At 37.4% G+C, this 24,513-nt stretch carries 25 protein-coding genes; 19 read left to right on the top strand and 6 right to left on the bottom strand.

What is annotated here, in order from left to right; all coding sequences use genetic code 11:
- Positions 1-691 (top strand): IS110 family transposase (locus tag I6E80_RS06875; RefSeq protein ID WP_197185168.1); only part of this gene is annotated, 691 nt, incomplete at its 5' end.
- 28 nt (positions 692-719) lie between these two features.
- Here I6E80_RS06875 and I6E80_RS06880 read toward each other — a convergent pair.
- From I6E80_RS06880 to I6E80_RS06890, 3 genes are all read right to left on the bottom strand, one after another.
- Entirely contained in the window at positions 720-1,259 is a 540-nt protein-coding gene (locus tag I6E80_RS06880) for a hypothetical protein (RefSeq protein WP_169045172.1), read from the bottom strand.
- Positions 1,260-1,338: 79 nt separating this feature from the next.
- On the bottom strand, positions 1,339-2,025 hold the full coding sequence (locus tag I6E80_RS06885; RefSeq protein ID WP_197185169.1) for a hypothetical protein: 687 nt from the start codon (positions 2,023-2,025) through the stop codon (positions 1,339-1,341).
- Between the two features lie 281 nt (positions 2,026-2,306).
- Positions 2,307-2,936: a hemolysin III family protein gene (locus tag I6E80_RS06890; RefSeq protein WP_197185170.1), complete on the bottom strand. Its 630-nt coding sequence runs from the start codon at positions 2,934-2,936 to the stop codon at positions 2,307-2,309.
- 185 nt (positions 2,937-3,121) lie between these two features.
- Between I6E80_RS06890 and I6E80_RS06895 the strand changes: the two genes are divergently transcribed.
- Together I6E80_RS06895 and I6E80_RS06900 are read left to right on the top strand one after the other, a co-directional pair.
- Positions 3,122-3,472 carry a hypothetical protein gene (locus I6E80_RS06895; protein ID WP_197185171.1) on the top strand — a complete coding sequence of 117 codons (351 nt, stop codon included), beginning with the start codon at positions 3,122-3,124 and terminating at the stop codon, positions 3,470-3,472.
- Between the two features lie 399 nt (positions 3,473-3,871).
- The gene (locus tag I6E80_RS06900) at positions 3,872-5,350 is read left to right on the top strand and encodes a cellulase family glycosylhydrolase (RefSeq protein ID WP_197185172.1); all 1,479 of its coding nucleotides are present in this window, start codon (positions 3,872-3,874) and stop codon (positions 5,348-5,350) included.
- Positions 5,351-5,410: 60 nt separating this feature from the next.
- Here I6E80_RS06900 and I6E80_RS06905 read toward each other — a convergent pair whose 3' ends face one another.
- Complete coding sequence (locus tag I6E80_RS06905; RefSeq protein ID WP_197185173.1) at positions 5,411-7,102, bottom strand: alkaline phosphatase; 1,692 nt, start codon at positions 7,100-7,102, stop codon at positions 5,411-5,413.
- A gap of 299 nt (positions 7,103-7,401) precedes the next feature.
- Here I6E80_RS06905 and I6E80_RS06910 point away from each other — a divergent pair, with 299 nt between their 5' ends.
- The 15 genes from I6E80_RS06910 to I6E80_RS06980 all read left to right on the top strand — a co-directional run bounded on the left by I6E80_RS06910 (position 7,402) and on the right by I6E80_RS06980 (position 18,684).
- On the top strand, positions 7,402-7,674 hold the full coding sequence (locus I6E80_RS06910) for a hypothetical protein (RefSeq protein WP_170071444.1): 273 nt from the start codon (positions 7,402-7,404) through the stop codon (positions 7,672-7,674).
- A 235-nt stretch (positions 7,675-7,909) separates the two neighbouring features.
- Positions 7,910-8,488, top strand: a complete 579-nt coding sequence (locus I6E80_RS06915; protein ID WP_024598118.1) for an LON peptidase substrate-binding domain-containing protein — start codon at positions 7,910-7,912, stop codon at positions 8,486-8,488.
- Positions 8,489-8,556: 68 nt separating this feature from the next.
- Positions 8,557-9,180 (top strand): sigma-70 family RNA polymerase sigma factor, encoded by a 624-nt coding sequence (locus tag I6E80_RS06920; RefSeq protein WP_024598117.1) that lies wholly within the window; start codon positions 8,557-8,559, stop codon positions 9,178-9,180.
- Positions 9,173-9,853 (top strand): ChrR family anti-sigma-E factor, encoded by a 681-nt coding sequence (locus tag I6E80_RS06925; RefSeq protein WP_197185174.1) that lies wholly within the window; start codon positions 9,173-9,175, stop codon positions 9,851-9,853. The genes I6E80_RS06920 and I6E80_RS06925 overlap by 8 nt, the downstream gene beginning before the upstream one ends.
- Positions 9,854-9,861: 8 nt before the next feature.
- A complete protein-coding gene (locus tag I6E80_RS06930; RefSeq protein ID WP_076924725.1) occupies positions 9,862-10,815 on the top strand; it encodes a DUF523 and DUF1722 domain-containing protein in 954 nt (317 codons plus the stop codon).
- Positions 10,815-12,209 carry a deoxyribodipyrimidine photo-lyase gene (gene phrB / locus I6E80_RS06935; RefSeq protein ID WP_024598114.1) on the top strand — a complete coding sequence of 465 codons (1,395 nt, stop codon included), beginning with the start codon at positions 10,815-10,817 and terminating at the stop codon, positions 12,207-12,209. The genes I6E80_RS06930 and phrB overlap by 1 nt, the downstream gene beginning before the upstream one ends.
- Position 12,210: 1 nt before the next feature.
- Positions 12,211-12,639 carry a nuclear transport factor 2 family protein gene (locus tag I6E80_RS06940; RefSeq protein WP_197185175.1) on the top strand — a complete coding sequence of 143 codons (429 nt, stop codon included), beginning with the start codon at positions 12,211-12,213 and terminating at the stop codon, positions 12,637-12,639.
- A gap of 2 nt (positions 12,640-12,641) precedes the next feature.
- Entirely contained in the window at positions 12,642-13,352 is a 711-nt protein-coding gene (locus I6E80_RS06945; protein ID WP_197185176.1) for an SDR family NAD(P)-dependent oxidoreductase, read from the top strand.
- Complete coding sequence (locus tag I6E80_RS06950; protein ID WP_197185177.1) at positions 13,349-14,605, top strand: NAD(P)/FAD-dependent oxidoreductase; 1,257 nt, start codon at positions 13,349-13,351, stop codon at positions 14,603-14,605. Before I6E80_RS06945 ends, I6E80_RS06950 begins: the two co-directional genes overlap by 4 nt.
- The gene (locus I6E80_RS06955; protein WP_076924722.1) at positions 14,598-15,335 is read left to right on the top strand and encodes a DUF1365 domain-containing protein; all 738 of its coding nucleotides are present in this window, start codon (positions 14,598-14,600) and stop codon (positions 15,333-15,335) included. The genes I6E80_RS06950 and I6E80_RS06955 overlap by 8 nt, the downstream gene beginning before the upstream one ends.
- Positions 15,336-15,372: 37 nt before the next feature.
- A complete protein-coding gene (locus tag I6E80_RS06960) occupies positions 15,373-16,635 on the top strand; it encodes a cyclopropane-fatty-acyl-phospholipid synthase family protein (protein WP_197185178.1) in 1,263 nt (420 codons plus the stop codon).
- Positions 16,613-17,113 carry a DUF2878 domain-containing protein gene (locus tag I6E80_RS06965; protein WP_076924720.1) on the top strand — a complete coding sequence of 167 codons (501 nt, stop codon included), beginning with the start codon at positions 16,613-16,615 and terminating at the stop codon, positions 17,111-17,113. The genes I6E80_RS06960 and I6E80_RS06965 overlap by 23 nt, the downstream gene beginning before the upstream one ends.
- A gap of 55 nt (positions 17,114-17,168) precedes the next feature.
- Positions 17,169-17,657 carry a chalcone isomerase family protein gene (locus tag I6E80_RS06970; protein ID WP_170071453.1) on the top strand — a complete coding sequence of 163 codons (489 nt, stop codon included), beginning with the start codon at positions 17,169-17,171 and terminating at the stop codon, positions 17,655-17,657.
- A 1-nt stretch (position 17,658) separates the two neighbouring features.
- The gene (locus I6E80_RS06975) at positions 17,659-18,198 is read left to right on the top strand and encodes a DUF3833 domain-containing protein (RefSeq protein WP_024598106.1); all 540 of its coding nucleotides are present in this window, start codon (positions 17,659-17,661) and stop codon (positions 18,196-18,198) included.
- Between the two features lie 210 nt (positions 18,199-18,408).
- A complete protein-coding gene (locus tag I6E80_RS06980) occupies positions 18,409-18,684 on the top strand; it encodes an HU family DNA-binding protein (RefSeq protein WP_002962474.1) in 276 nt (91 codons plus the stop codon).
- Positions 18,685-18,776: 92 nt separating this feature from the next.
- Here the strand turns inward: I6E80_RS06980 and ilvN are convergent, their stop codons facing one another.
- Positions 18,777-19,274: an acetolactate synthase small subunit gene (gene ilvN, locus I6E80_RS06985; RefSeq protein ID WP_007580691.1), complete on the bottom strand. Its 498-nt coding sequence runs from the start codon at positions 19,272-19,274 to the stop codon at positions 18,777-18,779.
- Positions 19,274-20,998 (bottom strand): acetolactate synthase 3 large subunit, encoded by a 1,725-nt coding sequence (locus tag I6E80_RS06990; RefSeq protein ID WP_024598105.1) that lies wholly within the window; start codon positions 20,996-20,998, stop codon positions 19,274-19,276. Before I6E80_RS06990 ends, ilvN begins: the two co-directional genes overlap by 1 nt.
- A gap of 488 nt (positions 20,999-21,486) precedes the next feature.
- On the opposite strand from I6E80_RS06990, the gene I6E80_RS06995 reads away from it, so the two are divergent.
- Complete coding sequence (locus I6E80_RS06995; protein WP_197185179.1) at positions 21,487-24,483, top strand: immune inhibitor A domain-containing protein; 2,997 nt, start codon at positions 21,487-21,489, stop codon at positions 24,481-24,483.
- Positions 24,484-24,513 lie beyond the last annotated feature (30 nt).

Consider the following 24,513-nt stretch of genomic DNA (forward strand, 5'->3'; position numbering starts at 1 on the left):
ACGTTTCGCAGGCGCTATTGGCCAAAAAGCAAAAACAGATAAACTTGATGCGCAACTCATCGCTCATTTTGGTGAAGCAATAAAGCCACCACTCTCTTCTTTAAAGCCAGAGCAGATGCGCTTGATGAGTGATTTACTTTCTAGAAGAAGGCAGTTAATGGATATGCAAACGATGGAGAAAAATCGTTCACAAATAATGCCAAAAACAATATCATCACTAATAAAACCTATCCTAACGGCATTAAAAAATCAGATTGAAAAAGTAGATTTGAAACTACAAAAACTCATCAAAGAATGTGACGAATATAAGGTCAAGAATGACATTATTCAAAGTGTGCCTGGCGTTGGGAATGTTGTCGCATTTAACTTACTTAGTGACATGCCTGAGCTTGGGTGTGTAAACAATAAAGAGGCTGCATCACTGGTTGGTGTTGCACCATTTAATCGAGAAAGTGGTGCTTATCAGGGTAAACGGATGATACGAGGTGGACGGCCAAAAATTAGAACCGCAATGTATATGGCAATGATGTCAGCTATCCAATGTAACCCTAAATTTAAAGCTATTTATCATCGGCTAGTCGCGGCAGGGAAACCTAAAAAAGTGGCTATTATTGCCTGTATAAGAAAGCTTATAGTAATCATAAATTCTATGGTGAGGGATGGTGTCATGTGGGATCCTAAAATGGTTTGAAATTAGGAATTGACACCATAGTCACTTGTTATGTTTTATTTGACTCAAAATATTCAGTTAGCTTTTTTAAATATACCCTTCTGACATTATACGGTTTTCCATGTTGATTATTAGGAGAAACTTCTCTTAAGTCATAAATGTATTCAGGTATATTTATCAAATTTATCATATAGATATCCATATCTAAATCAACAAAAAACTCTTGAGTAGAATAGTCTTTCTCTATTTTCCAAAAGGATCGTCCAATAATTGAAGCTTCATATTTTCCATTATCATTTTTCTTTAAGAAGACAACATAATTATGGTAAATATCAAATAATGGCTGACTGATTCTTCCAATACTCCAATCAATATCAATTTCTTTGTGATTGTCGGTTCCATTTATAACTTTCAGGACTTTTACTTTTGTTACGCCATATACTTCATCAATACGTTTCATTTCTTGAATTGATACAACTGCGACTAATTCAGTTTGCTCTATGAATTCATTCCAAGAAATATCAGCTATCTTTGCATTTACAGGAAAAGATAAAATAATAATGAATGATAAAATTGCTAGAACTCGCACCAGAACTCTCCATAAAACATAACACATTCGATAAGCGGTTTTCACGCGCTCTTCGAGAAAATCCGTCTTCATCGTTTTGTTAGGTAACCGGCAACTCCGAGGTATCAATTGAAAATATACGTTTCTCAACTCTATTTGTAATTGTGAAAATTGAGTCACGCCATGCTCCGTGGAAAAGAATAAACCAAACAGAGTCTCTGAATTGGTTCGAAAATAATTGCTTTGTGTATAAAACATTACCACTTTTGTCGATCAATGCAAAGTTGATGTCTATCCCGCCAATTTTATAAGATAGGGTCGTAGTAGCTCTAATATTCCTAGACTTATTCCACTTGCTGGTTTTTTTATGTATTCGCTCCAACTGGAAATCACAACCTAAGACCTTTTCAGCAATTAAGTCAATGGTGTTTAATATCTCAAAAGGCACGTTGAGCCTATTTCCAATAATTTGTAGAGAGTCAGTTAGATAATACAGAGACTTAACACACTTATTATGGTCGGAGAGCTCGCTAAAATCATCGAATCTAAAGTCATCTCTTTTATAAGCAGCTATTCCACCAGATCGTGGAGGAATGTAATCCTCACCTGAATATTTTCCCAGATATACATTCAGCTTTGCCAACCCTGCAAAATCAAACTTATCAGGCAGATATATACAAAAAATATCTTCAACTAAATTCCAATAGTTCATCAAGTGCTTATTTTGTTCAAGCTTCTCGTTACTCGATTTACCACCATTAACTAATTGGACATCGCGAAGTATCATGAGGTTACCTAACAATTTAATAGTGCGCTCGTCGCGCATATTTCTACCGACACCACGCTCATTTATCTACTTTATATAGTTTTAACAAATTACCTAAGGCATTACTATCACTAAGTTTTCTAAATTTTTTAGGTAAAGTTAAACGAATCAATATGCGCGCAGCGCTCATTTTAATGAATATATGAGCAAAGAACAATTTGAACAATCAATTTACTTATATTTAGCCAACCTCAATGACCGGTTTTCGCTCAAACCAGACCATTCTAATTGACTTAACCAGCCTAATAAACGTAATTACTAATTGAAATATAATGGCAAACACACCCAGCAATAACAAATAAGTGCCAAATTGCGTGGCTAAATTGGGTGCTTTTAGCACTGTAAAAAAAAGTGCCTAAACTATAAAAAATACCGCCGGCAAGTAGCCAGTAAAGTGCTTTTACATCAACACTTGAATAAAGCGGATAAACAATAGCCAGTGCAAACCAACCCATGAGCAAGTAGGTGGCGAGAGATATTTTTTTATTACCGTTTTTTACAAATACTTTGTACGCAACGCCCGCCAGTGCCACCGCCCAAATAAATGTAAGTGTTGCCCATGACCAAGCACCGGTTAATGAGATTAATAAAAAGGGAGTGTAGGTGCCAGCAATTAATAAGTATATGGCGCAGTGATCGCACTTTTTATAAAAGGCTCTTAAGCGCGGTTGAATACTGCCATGGTACAAAGTGGATGACAAAAACAGCACAAATAAGCTGCTGCCATAAATTGCAGTACTAACATACGCGTTAGTGCTGGTGGCTTGGCTAAATAAATCCCACATAACAAACGCGGCAAATATAATACCGAGTGCATGGCTGATTACGTTTAATTTCTCTTCTTTACGGGAATAAGGCGCTTCTAACGACATAACTGTTCCTACCACTATTGGAATTAATTTCAGTGTACAACTGTACGCTGAAAGTTTCAATCTTAGCTGTGAGTAATTCTAAATAACTTTATTTGATACGCTACTTTAGCTTTTACTTGATTTTAAAGAGAATTAATTCACTATGTTGGTGTCTAGTGTAATACATATTACGAGCTGAAATAACCATGAAACAAGATCTAAAAGCTGCTTTACTTACCGCCATTGTTTATCCTGGAGCGGGGCATTTCTCTTTAAAAAAACACCTTATAGGCGCTATTTTTGCGGGTGTATTTACTGTTCTTTTAATTTTAACCTTTCAAGATATATTTGCGATTGCACAGTGTACTGCAAATGAAATTGTACACGGTAAAATCCCCATGTCGGTTACGGCCATTTTAAAAGCCGCGCAACAACCTTCCGACGCCTGCGCTAAACTCGCTGAATATAAGTATGTACCTTTAATGATTATAATTTGGGTGCTGAGCATGATGGATGCATACCGTTTGGGCAGAAAAGTACTTCCCACAAAAAAATAAGCCAATTAATCAGAGCTAGATTTGGTTGGCTTATTAATTGCCTCCCTAATATTTATTCCTGATATTTAGCTATTATTAATGGCGGTAATAATTATTATTACCGCCTTTTCATTTTTATATATATTTTTTGTAACCGAGATTTTTTGCCTGCATCATGTAAACATCGTGTAAATGCCTGTATATACCCAGTAAAATCCTCAAACCTCGTTAAATTGCTCATTTGTTGATATTTAGTTAATTAAATTCCTTATCCTTGTACCTTTTTATTCATTTAATGTTAATAAATAAATGATACTTTCTGCTCGCCAAATTAACTTTGTTTAGCTATTAAGTATTGGTTTGGTGTCAATTTATTACGTCAAGCAATGACGACTGATAATTTCAATTTAAGGAAATACGATGAATAACAGTTCAAATAATCACAAAAGAAAGGATTTTAAAGTGGCGAGCTTATCGTTAGCTTTATTATTAGGATGCTCAACAATGGCCAATGCCGCTGTTGAAAAGTTAACGGTGAGTGGGAACCAAATTCTTGCGGGTGGAGAAAACACAAGCTTTGCAGGACCTAGCCTATTTTGGAGTAATACGGGGTGGGGCGCTGAAAAATTTTACACAGCAGAAACAGTAGCAAAGGCAAAAACTGAATTTAATGCAACATTAATTCGTGCAGCTATTGGCCATGGTACGAGTACCGGTGGTAGTTTGAACTTTGATTGGGAGGGCAATATGAGCCGTCTTGATACTGTTGTAAACGCAGCTATTAGCGAAGATATGTACGTTATTATTGATTTTCATAGCCATGAAGCACATACCGATCAAGCAACTGCAATTCGCTTTTTTGAAGACGTAGCGACCAAATATGGGCAGTACGACAATGTTATTTATGAAATTTATAATGAGCCGTTACAAATTTCGTGGGTTAACGATATTAAGCCTTACGCAGAAACAGTTATTGATAAAATTAGAGCAATCGACCCTGATAACTTAATTGTGGTTGGTACGCCTACGTGGTCGCAAGATGTGGATGTGGCATCACAAAACCCGATAGATCGCGCCAATATTGCTTACACTCTGCATTTTTATGCTGGCACGCATGGCCAATCGTATCGAAATAAAGCACAAACTGCACTCGATAACGGCATTGCACTATTCGCCACAGAGTGGGGTACAGTTAATGCTGATGGCAATGGTGGTGTTAATATTAATGAAACCGATGCATGGATGGCATTTTTTAAAACAAACAATATTAGCCACGCTAACTGGGCTTTAAACGATAAAAACGAAGGTGCATCGTTATTTACTCCAGGCGGTAGTTGGAATTCACTAACCGCGTCAGGCACTAAAGTTAAAGAGATCATTCAAGGTTGGGGTGGTAGTACGGTTGCTTTAGACTCTGATGGCGATGGTATAAGTGATAGTAACGATCAGTGCGATAACACTCCTGCAGGTACAACGGTTGATAGTATTGGTTGTGCAGTAACTGACAGCGATGGTGATGGTATTAGCGATAGTGTTGATCAATGCCCTAATACACTTGCAGGTGAAACTGTTAATAATGTAGGTTGTGTTGTTGAAGTAGTTGAACCACAAAGCGATGTGGATAACGATGGTGTGAATGATGATATTGATCAGTGCCCAGATACACCCGCTGGTACAAGTGTTGATACAAATGGATGCAGTGTTGTAAGTTCAACCGATTGTAATGGCATTAATACATACCCTAATTGGGTGAACAAAGATTACACAGGTGGTCCGTTTACTCACAATAACACCGACGATAAAATGCAATATCAAGGCAATGCATACAGCGCAAATTGGTATACAAATAGCCTTCCAGGAAGTGATGCTTCGTGGACGCTTCTTTATAGTTGTAATTAAGCACGTTTTATAAAATATGCGAAGAAGGTAAATAATACATTTACCTTCTTTTTAAAAGTATTAGCCTTTATAAACACTTTGGTGTTGATCAGTGATGTTGTAGCTAGGGGAGTTTATGTTATCTATATAGCGCCAATTGGTTGTGATTTGCTCTTTAGTAATCGTCAATAACATGTATCCACGGTGTGATAAGTCACAATAGTTTAAGTCGTTTATTAACAATGAAAGCGAGTCAGCCATTTGCTTTGCTTGTGCTGTATTAAGCGCTAAATAATGCTCCATACCCGGGGATGTAACACCTGGTGTTGCAAACTCTACTCCTACGCTTTCGCCTTTTGCATTTTTTAATGTGCCATGCCACGCATTGTGCGTATCACCTGCAACCACGACTAACTTTTTATTTAATGCAGTAACGCTTTTGTATAATGCTTCGCGCTCGCTTGGGTAACCATCCCACGCATCTAAATTGTAAGGCATTAAAGTATTTACGCGTGCGAGTTGCGCGGGTGTTACCGCTTTATTTGCTAACACGGCTTTTTTAATGGCAACAAGCTCTTTTAATACCTGGGGTATTTTGGTGCGATCGGATTGCGAGAATATTTCAGTAGGTAGCCACATTTTAGTCATCAATACTTGCTGGCCTAATATTTGCCACTTTGCATTCGATTTAGTTATTGCACTCGTAAGCCAGTTAAGTTGTGTGTTACCTAGTAACTGCCTTTTTGGATTATTTAAATCACTGGCAAAGCGAGCAACATCCATTTGTTTGGTCTCTAGGTTTTTATAGTCGCTGTAAGCGAGTTGTTTATCGCGTGCTATTACGCGAGTATCTAGCATGTGTAAGCTTATTAAATTACCAAAATCGAAGGTACGGTATATTTGCGGGCTTTGCTCGCCCATAGGCGGTCTAATTGGCAGCCATTCGTAATACGCTTGAATAGCTGCTGCGCGGCGCTTAAAAAAGTCACCCTCATCAGGGGTATGATTTTCAGCACCACTTTTATAGGTATCGTTGGTAACTTCGTGATCATCCCATATTGCGATAAATGGCGCTGCAGCGTGAAGTGCTTGAAGGCCTTGGTCTGTTCTGTAAATAGCATAACGCTTGCGATAGTGGCTAAGGGTAATAATTTCACCGCTGTTATCGGCTGCTAATTGGCGGCCAATTTTTTCAGCATTTTCGGTAGCGTATCCACCCATTGGGTATTCGTAAATATAATCTCCCAAATGTAGCACTACATCTAAATCTTTTTGCTTAGCGATATCAGTGTATGCATTAAAGTACCCAGCAGGGTAGTTTGAGCACGACACCACAGCCATTTTTATTTGTTCAACATTGTTTATTGGTAGTGTTTTAGCCCGGCCAATAGGGCTTTGTGTATTCAACCCCATAAAACGATAAAAGTACTCTGTGTTTGGAGTAAGGTCTTGCACATCTATTTTTATTGTAAAGTCGCGGCTTTTATCTGTTTGTTCTCGCCCACTACGAATAATATTTTTAAATTGAGAATCACTTGCCAACTCCCAGGCAACAGTAACTTCAAAATTTGATTGAGCAGTGGTTGCGCGTGTCCAAATAATTAAAGCATGGCTAAGCGGATCGCCACTCGCTACACTGTGTTTAAATTCAATAGCCGATAGAGGTTTGTTTATTAATGTTTGAGCACAACCTGTAATGGCACTCGATACTGCGACGGTAAATATACTTGCTGCTGAGGTTTTTAAAAAATTTCGACGTGATGAAAGAGTCATACTGCACTTTTTTAATTATTAATAGTGGTGCGCACTTTAACGATTAGATATGACGTTTTTATAAACGCTAAATGTATTTAGTGTGACGATATTAATACACTTAAACCTCTTTTATTTATTAACTAAAAAGTAGTCAAAAAATTAAATTTAATGGTTAAATTAACAAGAGATGAATTTTTTAAATTAAAGCTATTTTTATAAAGTTCTTTAATTACAGTTGTTTAAATTTTATTTTTATGTTGGCACAACCCTTGAGTATGTAATTACGTCTAAACAATACACAAACAAGGAATACCATTATGAAACATTCAATTAAAATCGCTATGGCAAGTTTATTAGTATTAGGTTCTGCGCAAGTACATGCAGTAGAGGTGGACCTAGATGTAACTGATATATTAACTCAAAGTGTAGCAAGCTATGTTCAGCAAACCACAACTGAGCTTGAAAAATCATTAAAGGAAACGCTTTATTTTGATGCCAAAACTGTTTTAGAGAGTTTATTAGATGAGCCCGCTTTAACAGATAGCACAACGCTTAAAAGTACTGACACTAGTATTAAAAACGTAAAATAAATCATTTAAAGGATTAAAACGATGAGCAGTGAACTTGGATTATTTGCATTAATGTTAGCACCCGTAGTCAGTATGATTAGCGCTTATTACTCGGTACAAGTGTTTAAAGCTATGGGAGGTTGGTTTAATCTTTAGCCAATTATATAGCTGGTAATTAATTCGATTCATACAAAGCTGATCGACTTAGCAAAAGCGCACGTAAATAAAGGCAGAGTGTTTGAAATAAGTAGACTTTATGAAACGTGCGATTTTTCCATTACCCATTTTTATGTTACCTGAAGGTTATACGCGATTACGCATATTTGAGCCTCGTTATTTAAATATGGTTAAAACCGCATTAAAAAATAATACAGGGTTTGTGCTTTGTACGTTTGAGCATGACACGCCTTTTAATATAAGCGCGCAAGGTTGCCTTGTTGATATTATTGATTTTGACCAAGACGATAACGATGTATTATTAATTGATGTATTTGCATCGCAAAATGTGCAAATTAATGACGTTTATCAAGACGAAGACGAATTACGTCATGGCTTAGTATCGCCTTGTAATACGCCGTATTGGTACAACGATTCTAACAATCAAATTGGTGAACATTACCTATTACACGACGCGCTTAAAAACGTGTTTGATGGTAATACGGAACTTAATTTGTTGTACAAGAAAACTCATTTTGACAAGCTTCCTTGGATTGCAGCACGTTGGCTTGAACTCCTACCTGTTTCTATTGAGAAAAAACAGCAACTTGCATTTGAAACGAATTTTGATAACTTACTGAATTTCCTCCATACTGTGATTAATAACGAATTTGCCTAAATTTTATGATCCTAAATTAATTATTGCCCGTATTACTTAATACAAAAGCAATAACGGGATAAATTATTATGGTAAGTCAACAACAGTCACCACGTTGTGAACCTAATACAGGTAAGTACACTGCCATGCCAGAAACGCCGAGTAAAGAGCTCATGCAAGCGCTTATAGATGTTGCGCAATCACGCGACAAAAAAGCGTTTTCTTATTTATTTGAATACTTTGCGCCAAAAATTAAACGCTTTGGAATAAAGCAGTTTGGTGTTGAAGCTCAAGCAATGGAGCTTGTGCAAGAAACGCTAACCTCTGTTTGGCGTAAAGCACATTTGTATCACAGTGATAAAGGTGCAGCGACTACGTGGGTCTATACCGTTATGCGTAACGCGTCGTTCGATATGCTTCGTAAGATGAAAAGTAATAAAGAAGAAAATATAAGCGAAGATATTTGGCCGTTACTAAACGACTCACAAGATACGCATCATGAGTACAGTGATCATTTAGAAGATAAGCAAATTAAGCGCTATTTAGACAAATTACCAATTGCTCAACGCGAAGTGGTAAGAGGCGTTTATTTCCAAGACATGTCGCAAGAGCAACTTGCACATCAACTTAATATTCCAGTAGGCACGGTAAAATCACGGTTACGTTTGGCCTTGCAAAAATTACGTAATGAAATGGGAGATCAGCATGATTAAACATCACCCGAGTGAAACTTTACTGACACAGTATTGCGATGCATCACTTGCTACATCATTGAGTTTAGCCGTTTCTATTCACGTAGATATGTGCCCTGTGTGCCAAGCTAAAGTAGCTAAAATTGAAGCAAGTAATGCAAATGCATTATTTAGTGAAGAGCCTGCTCAATTTGAGAAATCTCAAACTGAGAAATCTGATTTACTTGAAGAATTTGAACTAAATGTACTTGATATGATCATGTCTGATGATTCTATTGATGAAGTTTACGAAGTAGAGCCTGTATCTATTAAAGTGAATGAGCATAACTATCAACTTCCACGTGCTTTAACACGTATTTCTCATAGTAAGTTTACACAAGTTGGTAAGTTAGCGCGTTCTCGAGTTGCATTAGATGATGGTGCACTGCGTTCTAGCTTGCTACATATTGATGCTGGCGGCGAAATTCCTGAGCATACACATACCGGATTTGAAGTTACTTTACTACTAGACGGTGAGTTTAGTGATGAAGATGGTAATTACGTACCAGGCGACTTTATTTGGCAAGATGGTAGTCATCAACATACACCTTTAACAAAAGATGGATGTTTATGCTTTACAGTTGTCAGTAGTGCGCTACATTTTAATAAGGGCTTCAGCAAGTTACTAAATCCAATAGGTAATTTGATTTACTAAGAGAATATATGCATACAGATATAATAAAAATAGGTATAAGCGCCTGCTTAGCAGGCGAAAAAGTTAGATTTGACACAGGACATAAAAAGTCAAATTTTTGTATGGATGAGCTAGGTAAACACGTTGAATACACACGGTTTTGTCCGGAAGTAGCGGTAGGTTTACCAATACCCCGTCCAACTATTCGCCAGGTTAAAGTGGGTGATACTATTAAAGTATGCCGCCCAGATGGCACCGGTGAAGTAGGCCAGCAACTTACCGAATATGGTAAAAAAGTTGCAACTGAACAAGCTAAAGAACTAAGCGGATTTGTATTTTGTGCAAAAAGCCCAAGTTGTGGCATGGAGCGCATTAAAATCTACAATGAAGCAGGAACAGGTAACACCTCAGAAGGTGTTGGTTTTTTTGCTGAGCAAATAATGAAGCATAACCCATTATTGCCATGTGAAGAAAACGGACGTTTAAATGACATGCACTTACGTGAAAACTTTGTAATGAGAATTTACGTATTTAAAAACTGGCAAAAATTAGTACAAGAGCCGCTTACGGTTCATAAGCTTACTCAATTTCATTCTCAGTATAAGTACTTGTTGATGGCCCATAACTATCAAGCTTATCGTGATTTGGGTAACCTGTTAGGAACATATGTAGGTGACGATATAAGCGCAGTTGCTGATGAATATATTTTAGGTTTGATGACGGGTCTTAAAAAGCCAGCTTCTCGAAGAAATAACTGCAACACGCTAATGCATTTACAAGGTTATTTTAAAACATTTTTATCGAAGGTTGAAAAACAAGAACTTCGTGATGCAATAGATGAATACCGCGAAGGGTTGGTGCCATTGTATGTACCACTTACTTTGCTAAAACATCATTTGAAGGTTCACCCAAATGAGTACCTTGAAAAACAAGTGTTTTTTAACCCTTACCCTCACGATTTAAAACTACGATTTGGTATTTAATGGATACATTATTTTGGTTTAGGCGCGATTTGCGCCTTTTTTCTAACGAAGCGTTAATTCAAGCGCTAAATAATGGCGCTAAACACGCCATTTTTTTTGTGTCTGAAAAACAGTGGCAACAACACCAAGCTGCGCCTATCCAGATTGACTTACTCAAGCGCCGAGTTACTTATCTTCAATCTCAGCTTGCTGATTATGGCATTACCTTACATGTTATTGAAGCGCCTAGCTTTGGCGATTGTACGCGTGAGCTTATTGATTTTTGTAAATCAAACGATGTAAAACATGTAATTGCTAATACAGAATATGAGCTTAATGAAGTAAACCGCGATAAAGCAATTTTGCACGAATGCGATGAGCTTTCTATTACTTTTACTTTGTACGAAGGTGATTTGATTGCACCTGTTGGAACGGTTAAAAATCAAAGTAATGAAATGTATAAAGTGTTTACTCCATTTAAGCGAGCATGGCTAAAGCAGTATCAAGATACACACTTTAGTTTGCCTCAATGGCCTCTAACTTCTGATCCAATAAAATTTGATGAAAGCGACTTACTAAAAAGTGATGGATGCTCAGATAAGTGGCCGGTTGACGACGATACACTGTCTACCGTGGTCGATAACTTTATATGTGACAAGCTTACAAGCTACGACGATCAGCGTGATATACCCAGCGTAAAAGGCACATCAGGTTTAAGCCCGTATTTAGCATTGGGTATTGTAAGCACTAAACAGCTGCTTATTAATATTCAGCAGCGTTATCCTGATATTTTAACTACGTCAAAAAGTAAAACGTTTACGTGGATTAACGAGCTTGTTTGGCGCGAATTTTACAGGCATTTAATTGCTGAATTTCCGAAGCTTTCGCGCGGTGATAACTTTAACGAAAAGTATAACGCCGTAGTGTGGCGTAAAAGCGAAAATGAATTTACAGCATGGTGTGAAGGGCGAACAGGTTACCCGTTAGTGGATGCTGCAATGCTACAACTAAAGCAAACCGGTTGGATGCACAATCGTTTACGTATGGTTGTTGCGAGCTTTTTAACTAAGCATTTATTAATAGACTGGCGCGAAGGTGAGCGCTTTTTTATGCAGCACCTAATTGATGGCGATTTAGCCTCAAATAATGGTGGCTGGCAGTGGGCTGCAAGTACCGGGTGTGATGCTCAGCCTTACTTTAGAGTTTTTAACCCTATCAGACAAAGCGAGCGCTTTGATCCAACTGGCAAGTTTATCCGTAAGTATTTGCCAGAGCTTGAAAACGTGCCAGATAAACACATTCATTTTCCACACACTTATTTAGCCGCAATAGGTAAAGATAAGGAATGTTACTGGCCAGCAATAGTTGATCATAAAGCGGCACGAGAACGTGCACTTGCTGCATTTAAGGTGTGATATGGATAACCAGTTACCAGTAGATAAATTTGTTGAAATATACCAACAGCTTGATAGCACTAACCTTGATTTATTGAGTGATATTTACTGTGACAACATACAGTTTATAGACCCGATGCATGAAATTAATGGCATTGTAGAATTGCGCAGATACTTTGCTAACTTATATAGCAATGTTAAGCATTGCCAGTTTGATATTAGTGATTCGTTTAATAGCGGAAACAATGCTTTTATTTATTGGACTATGCACTACGCACATCCAAAGCTTTCATCAGGTAAAACTATCTCGGTAGAAGGTCATAGTAAGCTTATTTTTGAAAGTGGCAAAATTATCAAGCACAGAGATTACTTTAATGTAGGCGAGTTGTTATATAAGCATATTCCTTTAATTGGTAGTGTTATAAAGCTAATTGATAAAAGGGCAGGTTAATTATGATCACACTAATTACGGGTGCTACTTCAGGTATTGGTGAGCAGTTAGCAATTAAATATGCGCAGTTGGGAGACACTGTTATAGCTTGTGGCCGTAATAATGAAAAGCTCGCTGAGCTTGCTAAATACGACAATATTCAAGCATGTAAATTTGATGCAACTAATCTACATGACATTAAAGAGTCTACTATTGGCTTCCCTCATTTTGACCGTGTTATTTTAAACGCGGGTAACTGTGAATACATAGATGACGCGCGAAATTTTGATAGTGCATTGTTTGAGCGTGTAATTAATGTGAATTTACTATCTATGGGGTATTGCCTTGAAGCGCTACTTCCTAAAATAAATTCAGGCGGCCAGCTTGTTTTAGTTAGCTCAAGTGTTACTTATCTTGCGCTACCTCGTTCAGAAGCTTATGGTGCATCAAAAGCGGGTGTAAGTTATTTAGCAAAAAGCTTAGCTGTTGATTTAGATGATGTTGATGTGACTTTAGTTCATCCAGGCTTTGTGAAAACTCCGCTCACTAATAAAAATGATTTCCCGATGCCTATGGCTGTTACCGCTGAAAAAGCAGCTGACTACATGATTAAGGGAATACATAAGCGCCGAAAAGATGTTCACTTTCCGTACCGTTTTACACTTATATTAAAAGCATTACGTATTTTACCACTCCCAATTTGGCTTAAAATCGCAAAAGGATTAGCCCGTTGAAAAAAATAGCAATAATAGGAACTGGTGTATCTGGTTTAACATGTGGGCATTTGCTTCACAAACATTACGATGTAACCGTATTTGAAAAAAATGATTATATAGGTGGCCACACTGCAACGGTTGACGTTGATGTGTGCGGCATAAAATACGCAATAGATACTGGCTTTATTGTATTTAACGACAGAACTTACCCATACTTTGAAAAGTTATTATCGCGTATTGGTGTAGATAAACAGACAACGCAAATGAGCTTTAGTGTTCATAATGAAGCCACTGGCTTTGAATACAATGGTCATACATTTACGAGCCTATTTGCACAGCGACGTAATATTTTTAGACCTAAGTTTTGGCGATTATTGTACGACATTGTTAGGTTTAACAAACTGTGTAAAGCACTACATGAAAAAGATAATTACCAGTCTGATCAATCATTAGGGCAGCTGCTTAGCGACAATCACTTTAATGACTTTTTTAAATACCATTATATCCTTCCGATGGGCGCGGCTATTTGGTCTACCAGCATTAAAGAAATGGAAAATGTAGGCGTTGAATTTTTTGTTAAGTTCTTCTTTAATCATGGCCTTTTAGATGTAACAAACAGACCACAGTGGTATGTAGTACCAGGTGGCTCTCGTCAGTATATTAAGCCGCTGATAAGAGGCTTTGCCGATAAAATTAAACTCAATACAAACATCAAATCTGTTACACGTCAAAATGATGAAGTAACAATAGAGTTTGCCAGTGGTGAGCAAAGTAAGTTTGATAAAGTAATATTTGCTTGTCATTCAGATCAGGCGCTTGCACTACTTGGTGATGCGACTGAGCAAGAAAAGTCAGTATTGGGTGCAATAGCTTACACTGAGAATTCAGTGGTGCTGCACACCGATACAAACCTTTTACCAGATAGAAAAGCAGCATGGGCAAGTTGGAACTACCTACTTAATAACAATACTGATAAAGCAGCTGTTGTTACTTACCAAATGAATATTTTGCAAGGTATACAATCGGATACACAGTTTTGTGTAACGCTTAATCACCTTGAAGGAATAAGCCAAAGTAAAATTTTGCGCGAGTTTACTTATCATCACCCTGTATTTAACCAAGAGTCAATTGCTGCTCAAAAACTTAAACACAGTATTGATGGACAAAACAATAGTTATTTTTGTGGTGCTTATTGGTACAATGGTTTTCATGAAGATGGCGTACACAGTGGTGTAGATGTAGCCAAGCAACTTGGGGTCGAATTTGACTAGTGCAGTGTATTTAGGCGATGTAAAACATCGCCGTTTTGCTGTTAAAGAACATCGTTTTAGTTATCCATTGTATATGATGTGGGTAGACTTAAATAATCCTCAACAACTAAATGGTGTGCATAAACACATAGGTACTTCAGGATTAAAAGCGTTAAAATTTAATGAAGCTGATTATCTTAAAGGCACCTCACAACTTGCTAAACGACCTCTTATTGAGCGTGCACATGAACAACTTGCCAATTTAGGTATTACCGAAACCTTTTCTCATATTTACATGCTAGGGCAATTTCGTTGTTTTGGTGTGTATTTTAGCCCTGTTAATTTTTATTTTTTTGGCCACAACGATACTCGTTTTAAGTATATGATTGCTGAAGTGAGTAATACCCCCTGGAACGAACGTCATTATTATTTAGTCCCTTTAGAAAAAAAAGTGAACTTTAAGAAGGTTTTTTCCGTATCACCTTTTATGAATCTGGATATGAACTATCATTGGCATGTCAAACAATCGCCTGATAAAACATTGATACACATTGAAAATAAGCGAAATGAAGAGTTATTATTTGATGCAACACTTCGTTTAAAACGTAAAGAACTCACTAACGAAGAGATTAATAAGTTGTTTAAACGTTTTCCGGCCATGACATGGTCTATTTTCAAAGGTATTTATTATCAAGCATTAAAGTTGTTTTTAAAACGAGTGCCTTTTTTAGGTCACTCAGGTAAGCCATAAAGCACATAGGTAGTCAGGACAATTAATAGGTATTTTAATGGATAAAGTGTCGAGCTTAAATTGCGAACAAAGCACTAGTTGGTTAACTAATATATATAAAAAATTAGTGACTAAAGCCTTTTCGTCAATTGAAACAGGTCAAGTTGTTTTAATTGAAGGAAATGAGCGTACAGTTTTTGGCGATGTATCGTCTGCGTTAAAAGCAACAGTAACAGTTAACGATAAAGCTATGTATAAAGCGTTTGCATTATCTGGGAGCGTTGGCGCTGGTGAAGCGTATATTTTGGGTCACTGGTCTTGTGACAACTTAACTTCATTTATAGAAATATTTGCTATAAACGAAAAGCAACTCGATGAGTTTGAAAAAAAATTCGCATTTTTTAGTAATATCGCACACCGATTTAATCACACAAAAAATAAAAATTCAGAATCGGGCTCTAAAAAGAACATTGTTGCTCATTACGACTTAGGTAATGATTTGTACGAATCATTTTTAAGTAAAGAAATGCTTTACTCAAGTGCTGTATATCCTACAAAAGAAGCAACACTTGAAGAAGCACAGCAATACAAGCTTAAACGCATTTGTGAGCAAGTTGAGCTTCAAAAAAATGATTCAGTAATCGAAATTGGTACAGGGTGGGGGGCTTTTGCTATATACGCAGCCACACATTACGATTGCCATGTAACAACAACCACCATATCTGATGAGCAACATGATTTTGTAGCTAAAAAAATTGTTGAACTTGGTCTTGAGAATAAAATAACATTACTCAAGCTCGATTACAGATTACTAAAAGGTAAATACGACAAACTTGTTTCTATTGAAATGATAGAAGCGGTTGGTCATGACTATTTACCTAGCTTCTTCACTCAGTGTGGTGAGCTCTTAAAAGACGACGGCGCAATGCTTATACAAGCAATTACTATTGGCGATCAGCGTTATAAGCACTACTTAAAAAACTCTGACTTTATCCAACAGTATATTTTCCCAGGTGGGTGCTTGCCATCACTTAACGAAATGAGTGAGCAAATCAAAAATAATACCGATATGGTTATTCACACTGTTAATGATATTGGCGCTCACTACGCACGAACATTAGCGGATTGGCGAACTCGTTTTATAAAAAGCTGGCCTGATTTAGACCGCTCTAAATTTGATGAACGTTTTTATCGTTTATGGTTATTTTATTTTGCTTATTGTGAAGGTGCATTTAGAGCTAGAGCAACAAGTACAGTGCATTTAATGGCGCGTAAACCACGTTTTATTAGCGATAACGATGATATTGCGCTCAATTACTAATTTTGTTTTGTTTCAAGCAGTGTGGTTTTTATCATTACTGCTTGAAGCTGATTCGCTAATTTTTAGTGGCTTGATTATTGTTTTAATGTTTTTGTTGTCAAAGCAGAAAAAACAAGACTCCTTACTATTAATTAAAGCCCTACCTTTAGCCCTGTTATTAGAATTTATAGCGGTAAAGCTAGGCTTGTTAGAATTTAAAGTATATCCCTTCCCACTATGGCTCGCTTTTTTATGGGCTGCATTATTACTTTCTTTAAATACCTCTATGGTCTTTTTAAGTAGATTAAAACTTTGGCAGGCCTTTTTGGTATGTATTGCTTTTGCGCCTGCAAGTTATTGGGCAGGTGCTCGCTTTGAAGTAATAAGCCTGGGATTACCTTTATGGCAATTTTGGCTTGTTTATGGAGCGATATGGTCTGCAGTGTTTACCGCTATCCTTTTTATAAACCAAAAAATTAAGTTGTTTATTAATCGCTGAACGCCCACAAATTTTCATTTGGCAACATTACTCACTTATTCAAAGGGAACTTATTTTGAAATTTTTACTAAAGGCAGTTACTTTTTATTTGCTTACAACTTCAATTGTTTTAGCTAACACACAATTTAATAAAGTAGGCGAAGCACGAATGGAGTATTTATTTTGGGATGTATATGACGCTGTGCTATTTACCCCTTCAGGTAATTACAGCGCAGGAACACATCCTATTAAGTTTAAGCTTACCTATTTACGCGACTTTGAAGCTAAAGAAATAGTTAAAGCAACAAATGAGCAGTGGGAACATCTTGGAAAAACAGAATTAGCTGACAAATATGACAGTAAATTGTTGTCTATTTGGCCTGATATAAAAAAGGGTGACTCGCTAACGTTAATCACAAATGAGCAAGGTATGAGCACTTTTTATCATAATGATGAAAAAATTGGTGAAATTAATGAGCCTCAATTTTCGAGTGACTTTTTAGCCATTTGGCTTGATAAAAAAACCTCTGAGCCAAAACTACGAAAGCAACTATTAGGGAATTAATATGAACATATTAAACACGTTGAAAGCAGCTGTAATGACCGTCTCGGCTCTACTTTTAATTAGCTGTTCGGCACCAAATGTTGAACATTATAAAAATACATCGCCAAATTTCGACTTTAAAACGTTTTTTAGCGGAAATTTGAAAGCCTATGGTGTTGTACAAGACTTTAAAGGTGAATTGACCCGAAAGCTTGTCGTAGATATGAATGCGACCTGGGACGGTAACCAGGGCGTTATTGAAGAGGACTTTGTTTATGATGATGGTGAAACCCAAAAACGAATCTGGAAAATAACATTAAATGAAGACAATAGTTTAACGGGGTCGGCAGCTGATGTTATAGGTACAGCAAAAGGTAAAAGTGATGGCAGTGTATTTCACTGGAATTATGATGTTGAACTTCCATACGATGGCAGTACTTTGGAAGTGAATTTTGACGATTGGATGTACTTGGTTACACAATCGCGCTTGATAAACCGCACGTCTATTGTTAAGTTTGGAGTCGAGGTCGGGGAAGTGACCTTAGTTATCGAAAAAATATAGCTTATTTACCCAGTTGCTTAACTTGCGCCAAAATTGTACTCAAATTAAGTCTTTGTTAACCCAACATGCTGTATTTTACCGAGAATTATTTAAATTTTACTCATTTTTTAAGAATTTAAGCAAAAAATGCAATTTGCTGTTGCTAACTCTTTAAAAATGCATAAAGATAGGTTTTGCGAAGGCAAAATAATAACGAATAGGAATCTAACAATGAATAAAGCTCAATTAGTTGAAAAAATTGCTACTGATGCAGAAATCTCTAAAGCCGCTGCTACTCGTGCTCTTGACGCGTTTACAGGTGCTGTAACTTCTTCTTTAAAAGAAGGTGATTCAGTAGCATTAGTTGGTTTTGGTACTTTCTCAGTAAAAGAACGTGCAGCTCGCACTGGCCGTAACCCACAAACGGGTGCTGAGATCCAAATCGCAGCGGCAACTATCCCAAGCTTTAAAGCAGGTAAAGGTCTTAAAGACCAAGTAAACCCTTAATAGGTTTAACGAATTAAATTAAAAAAAGAGCTATTTAGCTCTTTTTTTTTATGTTTAAAAAGCCGCTATATAACGGCTTTAATAGATGAGTGTTATGCTTTTAGCGCTTTATCGCCTCGCCCAATACCAACAGCACCAGAACGTACAACTTCAATAATATCGGTTTCATGGCGAAGTGTGTCTAAAAACGATTCTATTTTGTCTGTACTGCTCACTAGTTGCAGGCTATAGCTTTGTCGGCCCATATCTAAAATAACACCTTGAAATACATCAACTACGCGAGTAACCGCTGCTCGAGTCGTCTCGTCTTGAGCAAATACTTTAACAAGTAATAGCTCGCGCTCAATGTGGCTCATTTCTGTTAAATCGATAATTTTAAGCACATCTACTAACTTGTTAACTTGCTTTGTGATCTGCTCAACAACTCTGTCGTCACCCATAGTAGTAATAGTAATACGTGACAATGATTGATCATCAGTTGTGCCAACAGTTAGGCTGTCAATGTTGTATGCACGTTGTGAAAAAAGCCCAACAATACGCGACAGTGCACCGGGTTCGTTTTCTAATAGAATAGATAAAATACGACGCATTATGCTTTTACTCCTTTACGTAACCACATCTCATCAATGCCACCTAACTTGATTTGCATTGGGTATACATGTTCTTTCTCATCAACGTTTATGTCTAAAAAGACTAATCGGTCGTTAATTGACATTGCTTTATCTATAGCAGGTTGCAATTCATCAAGTGTATTTACTTGTATTCCTACATGCCCGTAGCTTTCAACTAACTTAACAAAATCAGGTAGCGAGTCCATGTAAGATGATGAATGACGTCCGCCGTAAACCATATCTTGCCATTGGCGTACCATACCTAAAGAGCGGTTATTAAGTGATACAACTTTTACCGCTAGGTTGTATTGTAAGCAGGTAGATAGCTCTTGAATATTCATTTGAATAGAGCCATCACCCGTAATACATACAGACTCTTTGTCTGGAAAGGCTAGTTTTACACCCATTGCTGCAGGTAAGCCAAAGCCCATAGTGCCTAGGCCGCCTGAATTTATCCACTGACGAGGGTGCTTAAATGGGTAATATTGCGCTGCAAACATTTGGTGCTGACCAACGTCAGAACTTACATAAGCATCGCCATTAGTGGCTTTATAAACAGCTTCAATTACGGCTTGTGGTTTAATTTTGTCGCCATCAGTGTTGTAGCTTAAACATTTTTGTTCACGCCAACTAATAATTTGACGCCACCAATCTTCTTGTGCGCTGCGATCTATTTTAATTGGGCTTTTATCAATTCCAGCTTGTAGTTGTTCGAGTACTGTTGCTAAGCAACCTACAACCGGTATGTGCGCTTTGATTGTTTTTGAAATTGAAGTTGGATCTACATCTACATGTACAATTGTGGCATTAGGACAAAACTTTTTAACGTTATTTGTTACACGATCATCAAAACGTGCACCAAGGGCTAATATCACATCAGCATTGGCCATTGCTTTGTTAGCCTCAAGTGTGCCGTGCATGCCAAGCATACCTACAAAGTTTGGATGTACACCTGATATACCGCCAAGCCCCATTAGTGTATTTGTAATGGGTGCATTTAACGATTCAACTAAATGCGTTAATTGCTCTGACGTATTTGAAATAACAATACCACCGCCAGAATAGATAACCAGTTTTTTGGCCTCTAAAATAGTCGTTACCGCTTTACGAATTTGTTTTGAGTGCCCTTTAGTATTAGGGCTGTATGTTCTTAGCTCTGTTGTTTTAGGAAATTCGTATTCAAACTTAATAGCAGGGTTAAGCATATCTTTAGGAAGCTCAACTACAACAGGCCCCGGGCGGCCTGTGCTGGCTATGTAAAAGGCTTTAGCTAAGATTGTTGGGATTTCTTTAGCACTTCGACAGTTAAAGCTGTGTTTTACTACCGGGCGAGAACAGCCAACAATATCAGTTTCTTGGAATGCATCATCACCAATTAAATTTGTAGGCACTTGGCCTGATAATACAACCATAGGAATTGAATCCATGTATGCTGTTGCAATACCCGTTATACAATTTGTAGCGCCTGGGCCTGAGGTTGCAAGTACAACACCAACGTCTCCTGTAGCACGGGCATAACCATCAGCCATATGCGTTGCAGCTTGTTCATGACGAACTAGTATATGCTCAATATCATCTTGCTGGAAAAGTGCATCATATAGGTCTAAAACCGAACCACCGGGGTAGCCAAATATGTATTTTACCTTTAACTCTTTTAATGCCTGAACTACTAGTTCAGAGCCATTATATTCTTGTTTGCTCATCCTCATTCCTCTGTGCGCTTTTTTATGCATAAAAAAACCCCCGCGTAGTGCGAGGGTTTTTAAAAAGCAGTATCACCTTTTAATACATCCCCGCTGGGCTTATAACTAAGACCAGTACGAGTACGACTAAAAGGTTAATATGTGTGTTCATAGTTTTTACCCTATTAGCAAAACACTGCTTTTAAATTAAAAATTCTGTATGGGTTTATTTTTAAGGGTTTTGAGCCTTCATGTCAACCTTGAAAGTGCTTATTTGCATTTTAAATTCGTTTTTCGTCTTTTATTAATTTAAAACTGCAAAAATATTAACGTTAAGTGAGTTACCTAGCAGAAATTATGCATTTATTGGCTGTACTATAAAATTAGAATATAAAAGTATTTATGAACCCATAATTATCAGAACATATGTTAACTATATGTTTTTATCGCATGTTTAAATTTTTATTATTAGGTATGATTACTACATAATTCTGTTTGAGGAAAACACAGTGAAAAAAGTGACGTTAATTGCGCTTTTATCTACGCTATTAAGCCCTATCGTAGCGGCTAATAGTTTAAGCCCACACGATGTTGGTATAACTAACGAAGAACGTATTTTATATTGGCTTAAAAAAAGAGACCAAGTACCTTCAAGTGAGTTAGATAGTTCATTTAAGTCGTATATGAGTAATATTGAGGTTGCCAATCACTCAATTAAAAATGGCTTTAGGCAATTTAAATCCTCCTCTACTGATTTTTCAAACACAAATAAACAACAAGCCGCTTTTTCAACGTCGCTAGTGCCAGATCAAAGCATTAATGATGTAAAAGTGTTAGCTATCTTAATTGATTTTCCTGATCTCAAACATGACGATAATCAGCTTGTAGATCAAGATACAGAGATGTTTTACGTTGAATATTCAACTGAGCACTATCAGCAAATGCTTTTTAATACCCAAGGTTATGCAGGTCCTGATGGGCAAAGCTTATCAACAGCTGCTGATTATTATAAAGCAGCGTCTGGTAATAGTTTAAACTTTACCGGGCAAGTATATGGTTGGGTAAGCGCTGATAATAACGCAAAAGTATATGGTGAACGCCAAGGTACAACACGAGATAAAAATGCGCCCGCTTTAGTCAAAGAGGCTGTGGAGAAGGCGGTTGCAAAGTTTAATATTAATTTAGCTGATTATGATTTAACTGATTTAGATGATATTGATGGCGATGGAATCCTTAACGAGCCTAATGGCATTATTGACCATGTAATGATTTTTCATTCAAGTATTGGCGAAGAAGCAGGTGGTGGCTACCTAAGCACCGATGCTATTTGGTCCCATCGTTATTATGTATTTGATGAAAATAGCGGCCCGAGCGAGATTGCAGGCAGCAGTATTAAACTCTTTGGTTACACAATTAATCCAATTGATGCTGGTATTGGTGTGGTAGTGCATGAGTTTGGGCATGACTTGGGATTATTGGATGAATACGACTTACAGTCTAACACGGTAGGTGAGCCCGTCGCGTCTTGGTCAGTTATGTCTACAGGAAGTTGGGCAGGTTCGCCAAGAGGTTCAGAGCCCGTTATGTTTAGCCCTTATGCACTTGAGTATTTACAAAATCGATACCAGGGAAATTGGGTTAATCAGCTAACGCTTGATATGGATGAGATAGACGCTAACTCACAGCAGACATTAATTAATACTGCGAGCACTTCACAACTACAAAACCAAATAAAAGTGACACTGCCTCCAAGGCTCGAAAAATTTAAAACGCCAGTAGAAGGTGATTTTCAGTACTATTCAAATACGGGCGATAACATTAACAACAGCTTAGTTAATACCATAGCGCTACCAAGCACAACTGAGGCACTTACTTTAAGCTTTATTGCTTATTACAGTATTGAGCGCGATTACGATTTAGTACAAGTAAAAGTAAATGGGGAGCCTATTGCTAGTAATTATACACAAGCAGTTAACCCATATTATGGCAATATTGGTCCGTATATTTCAGGTGATTCATTTTTAAATAGCGATGCTAAGCAACCCAATGGATACTTAACTCATAAGTTTGATTTATCAGCTTATGCTGGGCAAACAATAGATTTGAAAATTGAATACATTACAGATGCGAACACACATTATTATGGTTTTGTTGTTGATGATATGCGTATTGAGCAAAGTGATACCTTAATCTGGCACAATAATGCACAAGATCAAATTAACACTGAATTTAATGGCTTTGCAAAAGTTGGTAGTTATACGTACGCATCGCCATCACATTACTATTTACAATTGCGTTCGTACACAGGTGTTGACAGCAGTTTGCAAGCAGAGCAGTACTCACCAGGATTATTGTTGTGGTATAGCGATGAATCTCAAGCGGATAACAACACGACAGAGCATCCAGGCAGTGGTTTTGCATTAGTGGTAGATGCCGATCAGCGTTCAATAAATAAAGGCAGCACGCAAACTCCCGCTGCTTCAGCAATTCAAATACGTGATGCTGCTTTTAGCCTATATCAACAAAGGGCAGGGTTAGGTGATGATGATTTATCAGCTATCACAGAGTTTACTGATAAAACCGACTATAGTTTTTCAGCGCAACAGCCATCGGGTGTTGTGCTTCCACAGGTTGGTTTTGGGTTTAATATTATAAACCAGTCAGCTGACAGTGAAGACATAGAAGTACAGCTTAATTACGATGTTATTAAGGGTATTAATTTTACCAAAACAGGTTTAATCGTTGATTTTAATATAGAAGGTTTAACCCTAACACCTGCGGATAAATTTGCGTGGAATTTTGACGATGGCAGCTCAAGCACAGAGTTAAATCCAACGCATACATACCAAAACTATGGCACCTACGATGTCGAGTTTACTGCTAGCAATGGTACTTCACAGCAAGTAACTGTAGTTGAAGTTACACTAGTTAAACCATTATCTGTAAATGAAATTGAATATGAAGTAAACCAAGGAATATTGACAGCTCAAGCTTCGTTTACAGGTGGAGTAGCACCGTATACTTATAATTGGCAGCTAGGGGATGGAAGTACTTTAACGACGCAATCGATCACCCATAATTATTTATACTCTGGTGATTACCAAGTAACGCTTACAGTGACAGATAACGAAGGCACGGAGCAAACTAAAGCGGTTGATGTAACTGCAGTTGTTCCGCTTAGCATAGATGCAAACGTTACAGTAAATGATTTAAGCGCTCAATTTAATGCGCAAGTGACCGGTGGCTTTAATAGTTATACTTACAGTTGGGATTTTGGTGATGGCAGTGCGCTATCAAATTTACAAAACCCAATACATACTTATCAAGCTGACGGGGCATTTAATGTAACGTTGAGTGTTACTGATACTCAAACAAATGATACTTTTACTAAAGAGCTATCCCTTACAGTGCAAAAGCAGCAAAGTAGTTCTGGTTCAAGTGGCGGATCATTGGCAGGTTTATTAGTGTTATTACTTTTATGCTTACCTAGGATAAAACGCAGCTAGCAAACACAAAAAAGCCCGCTAAATTAGCGG

Origin of the sequence: Pseudoalteromonas sp. NSLLW218 (assembly GCF_015864775.1) — a bacterium.
In the GTDB taxonomy this organism is placed as follows: Bacteria; Pseudomonadota; Gammaproteobacteria; order Enterobacterales; family Alteromonadaceae; genus Pseudoalteromonas.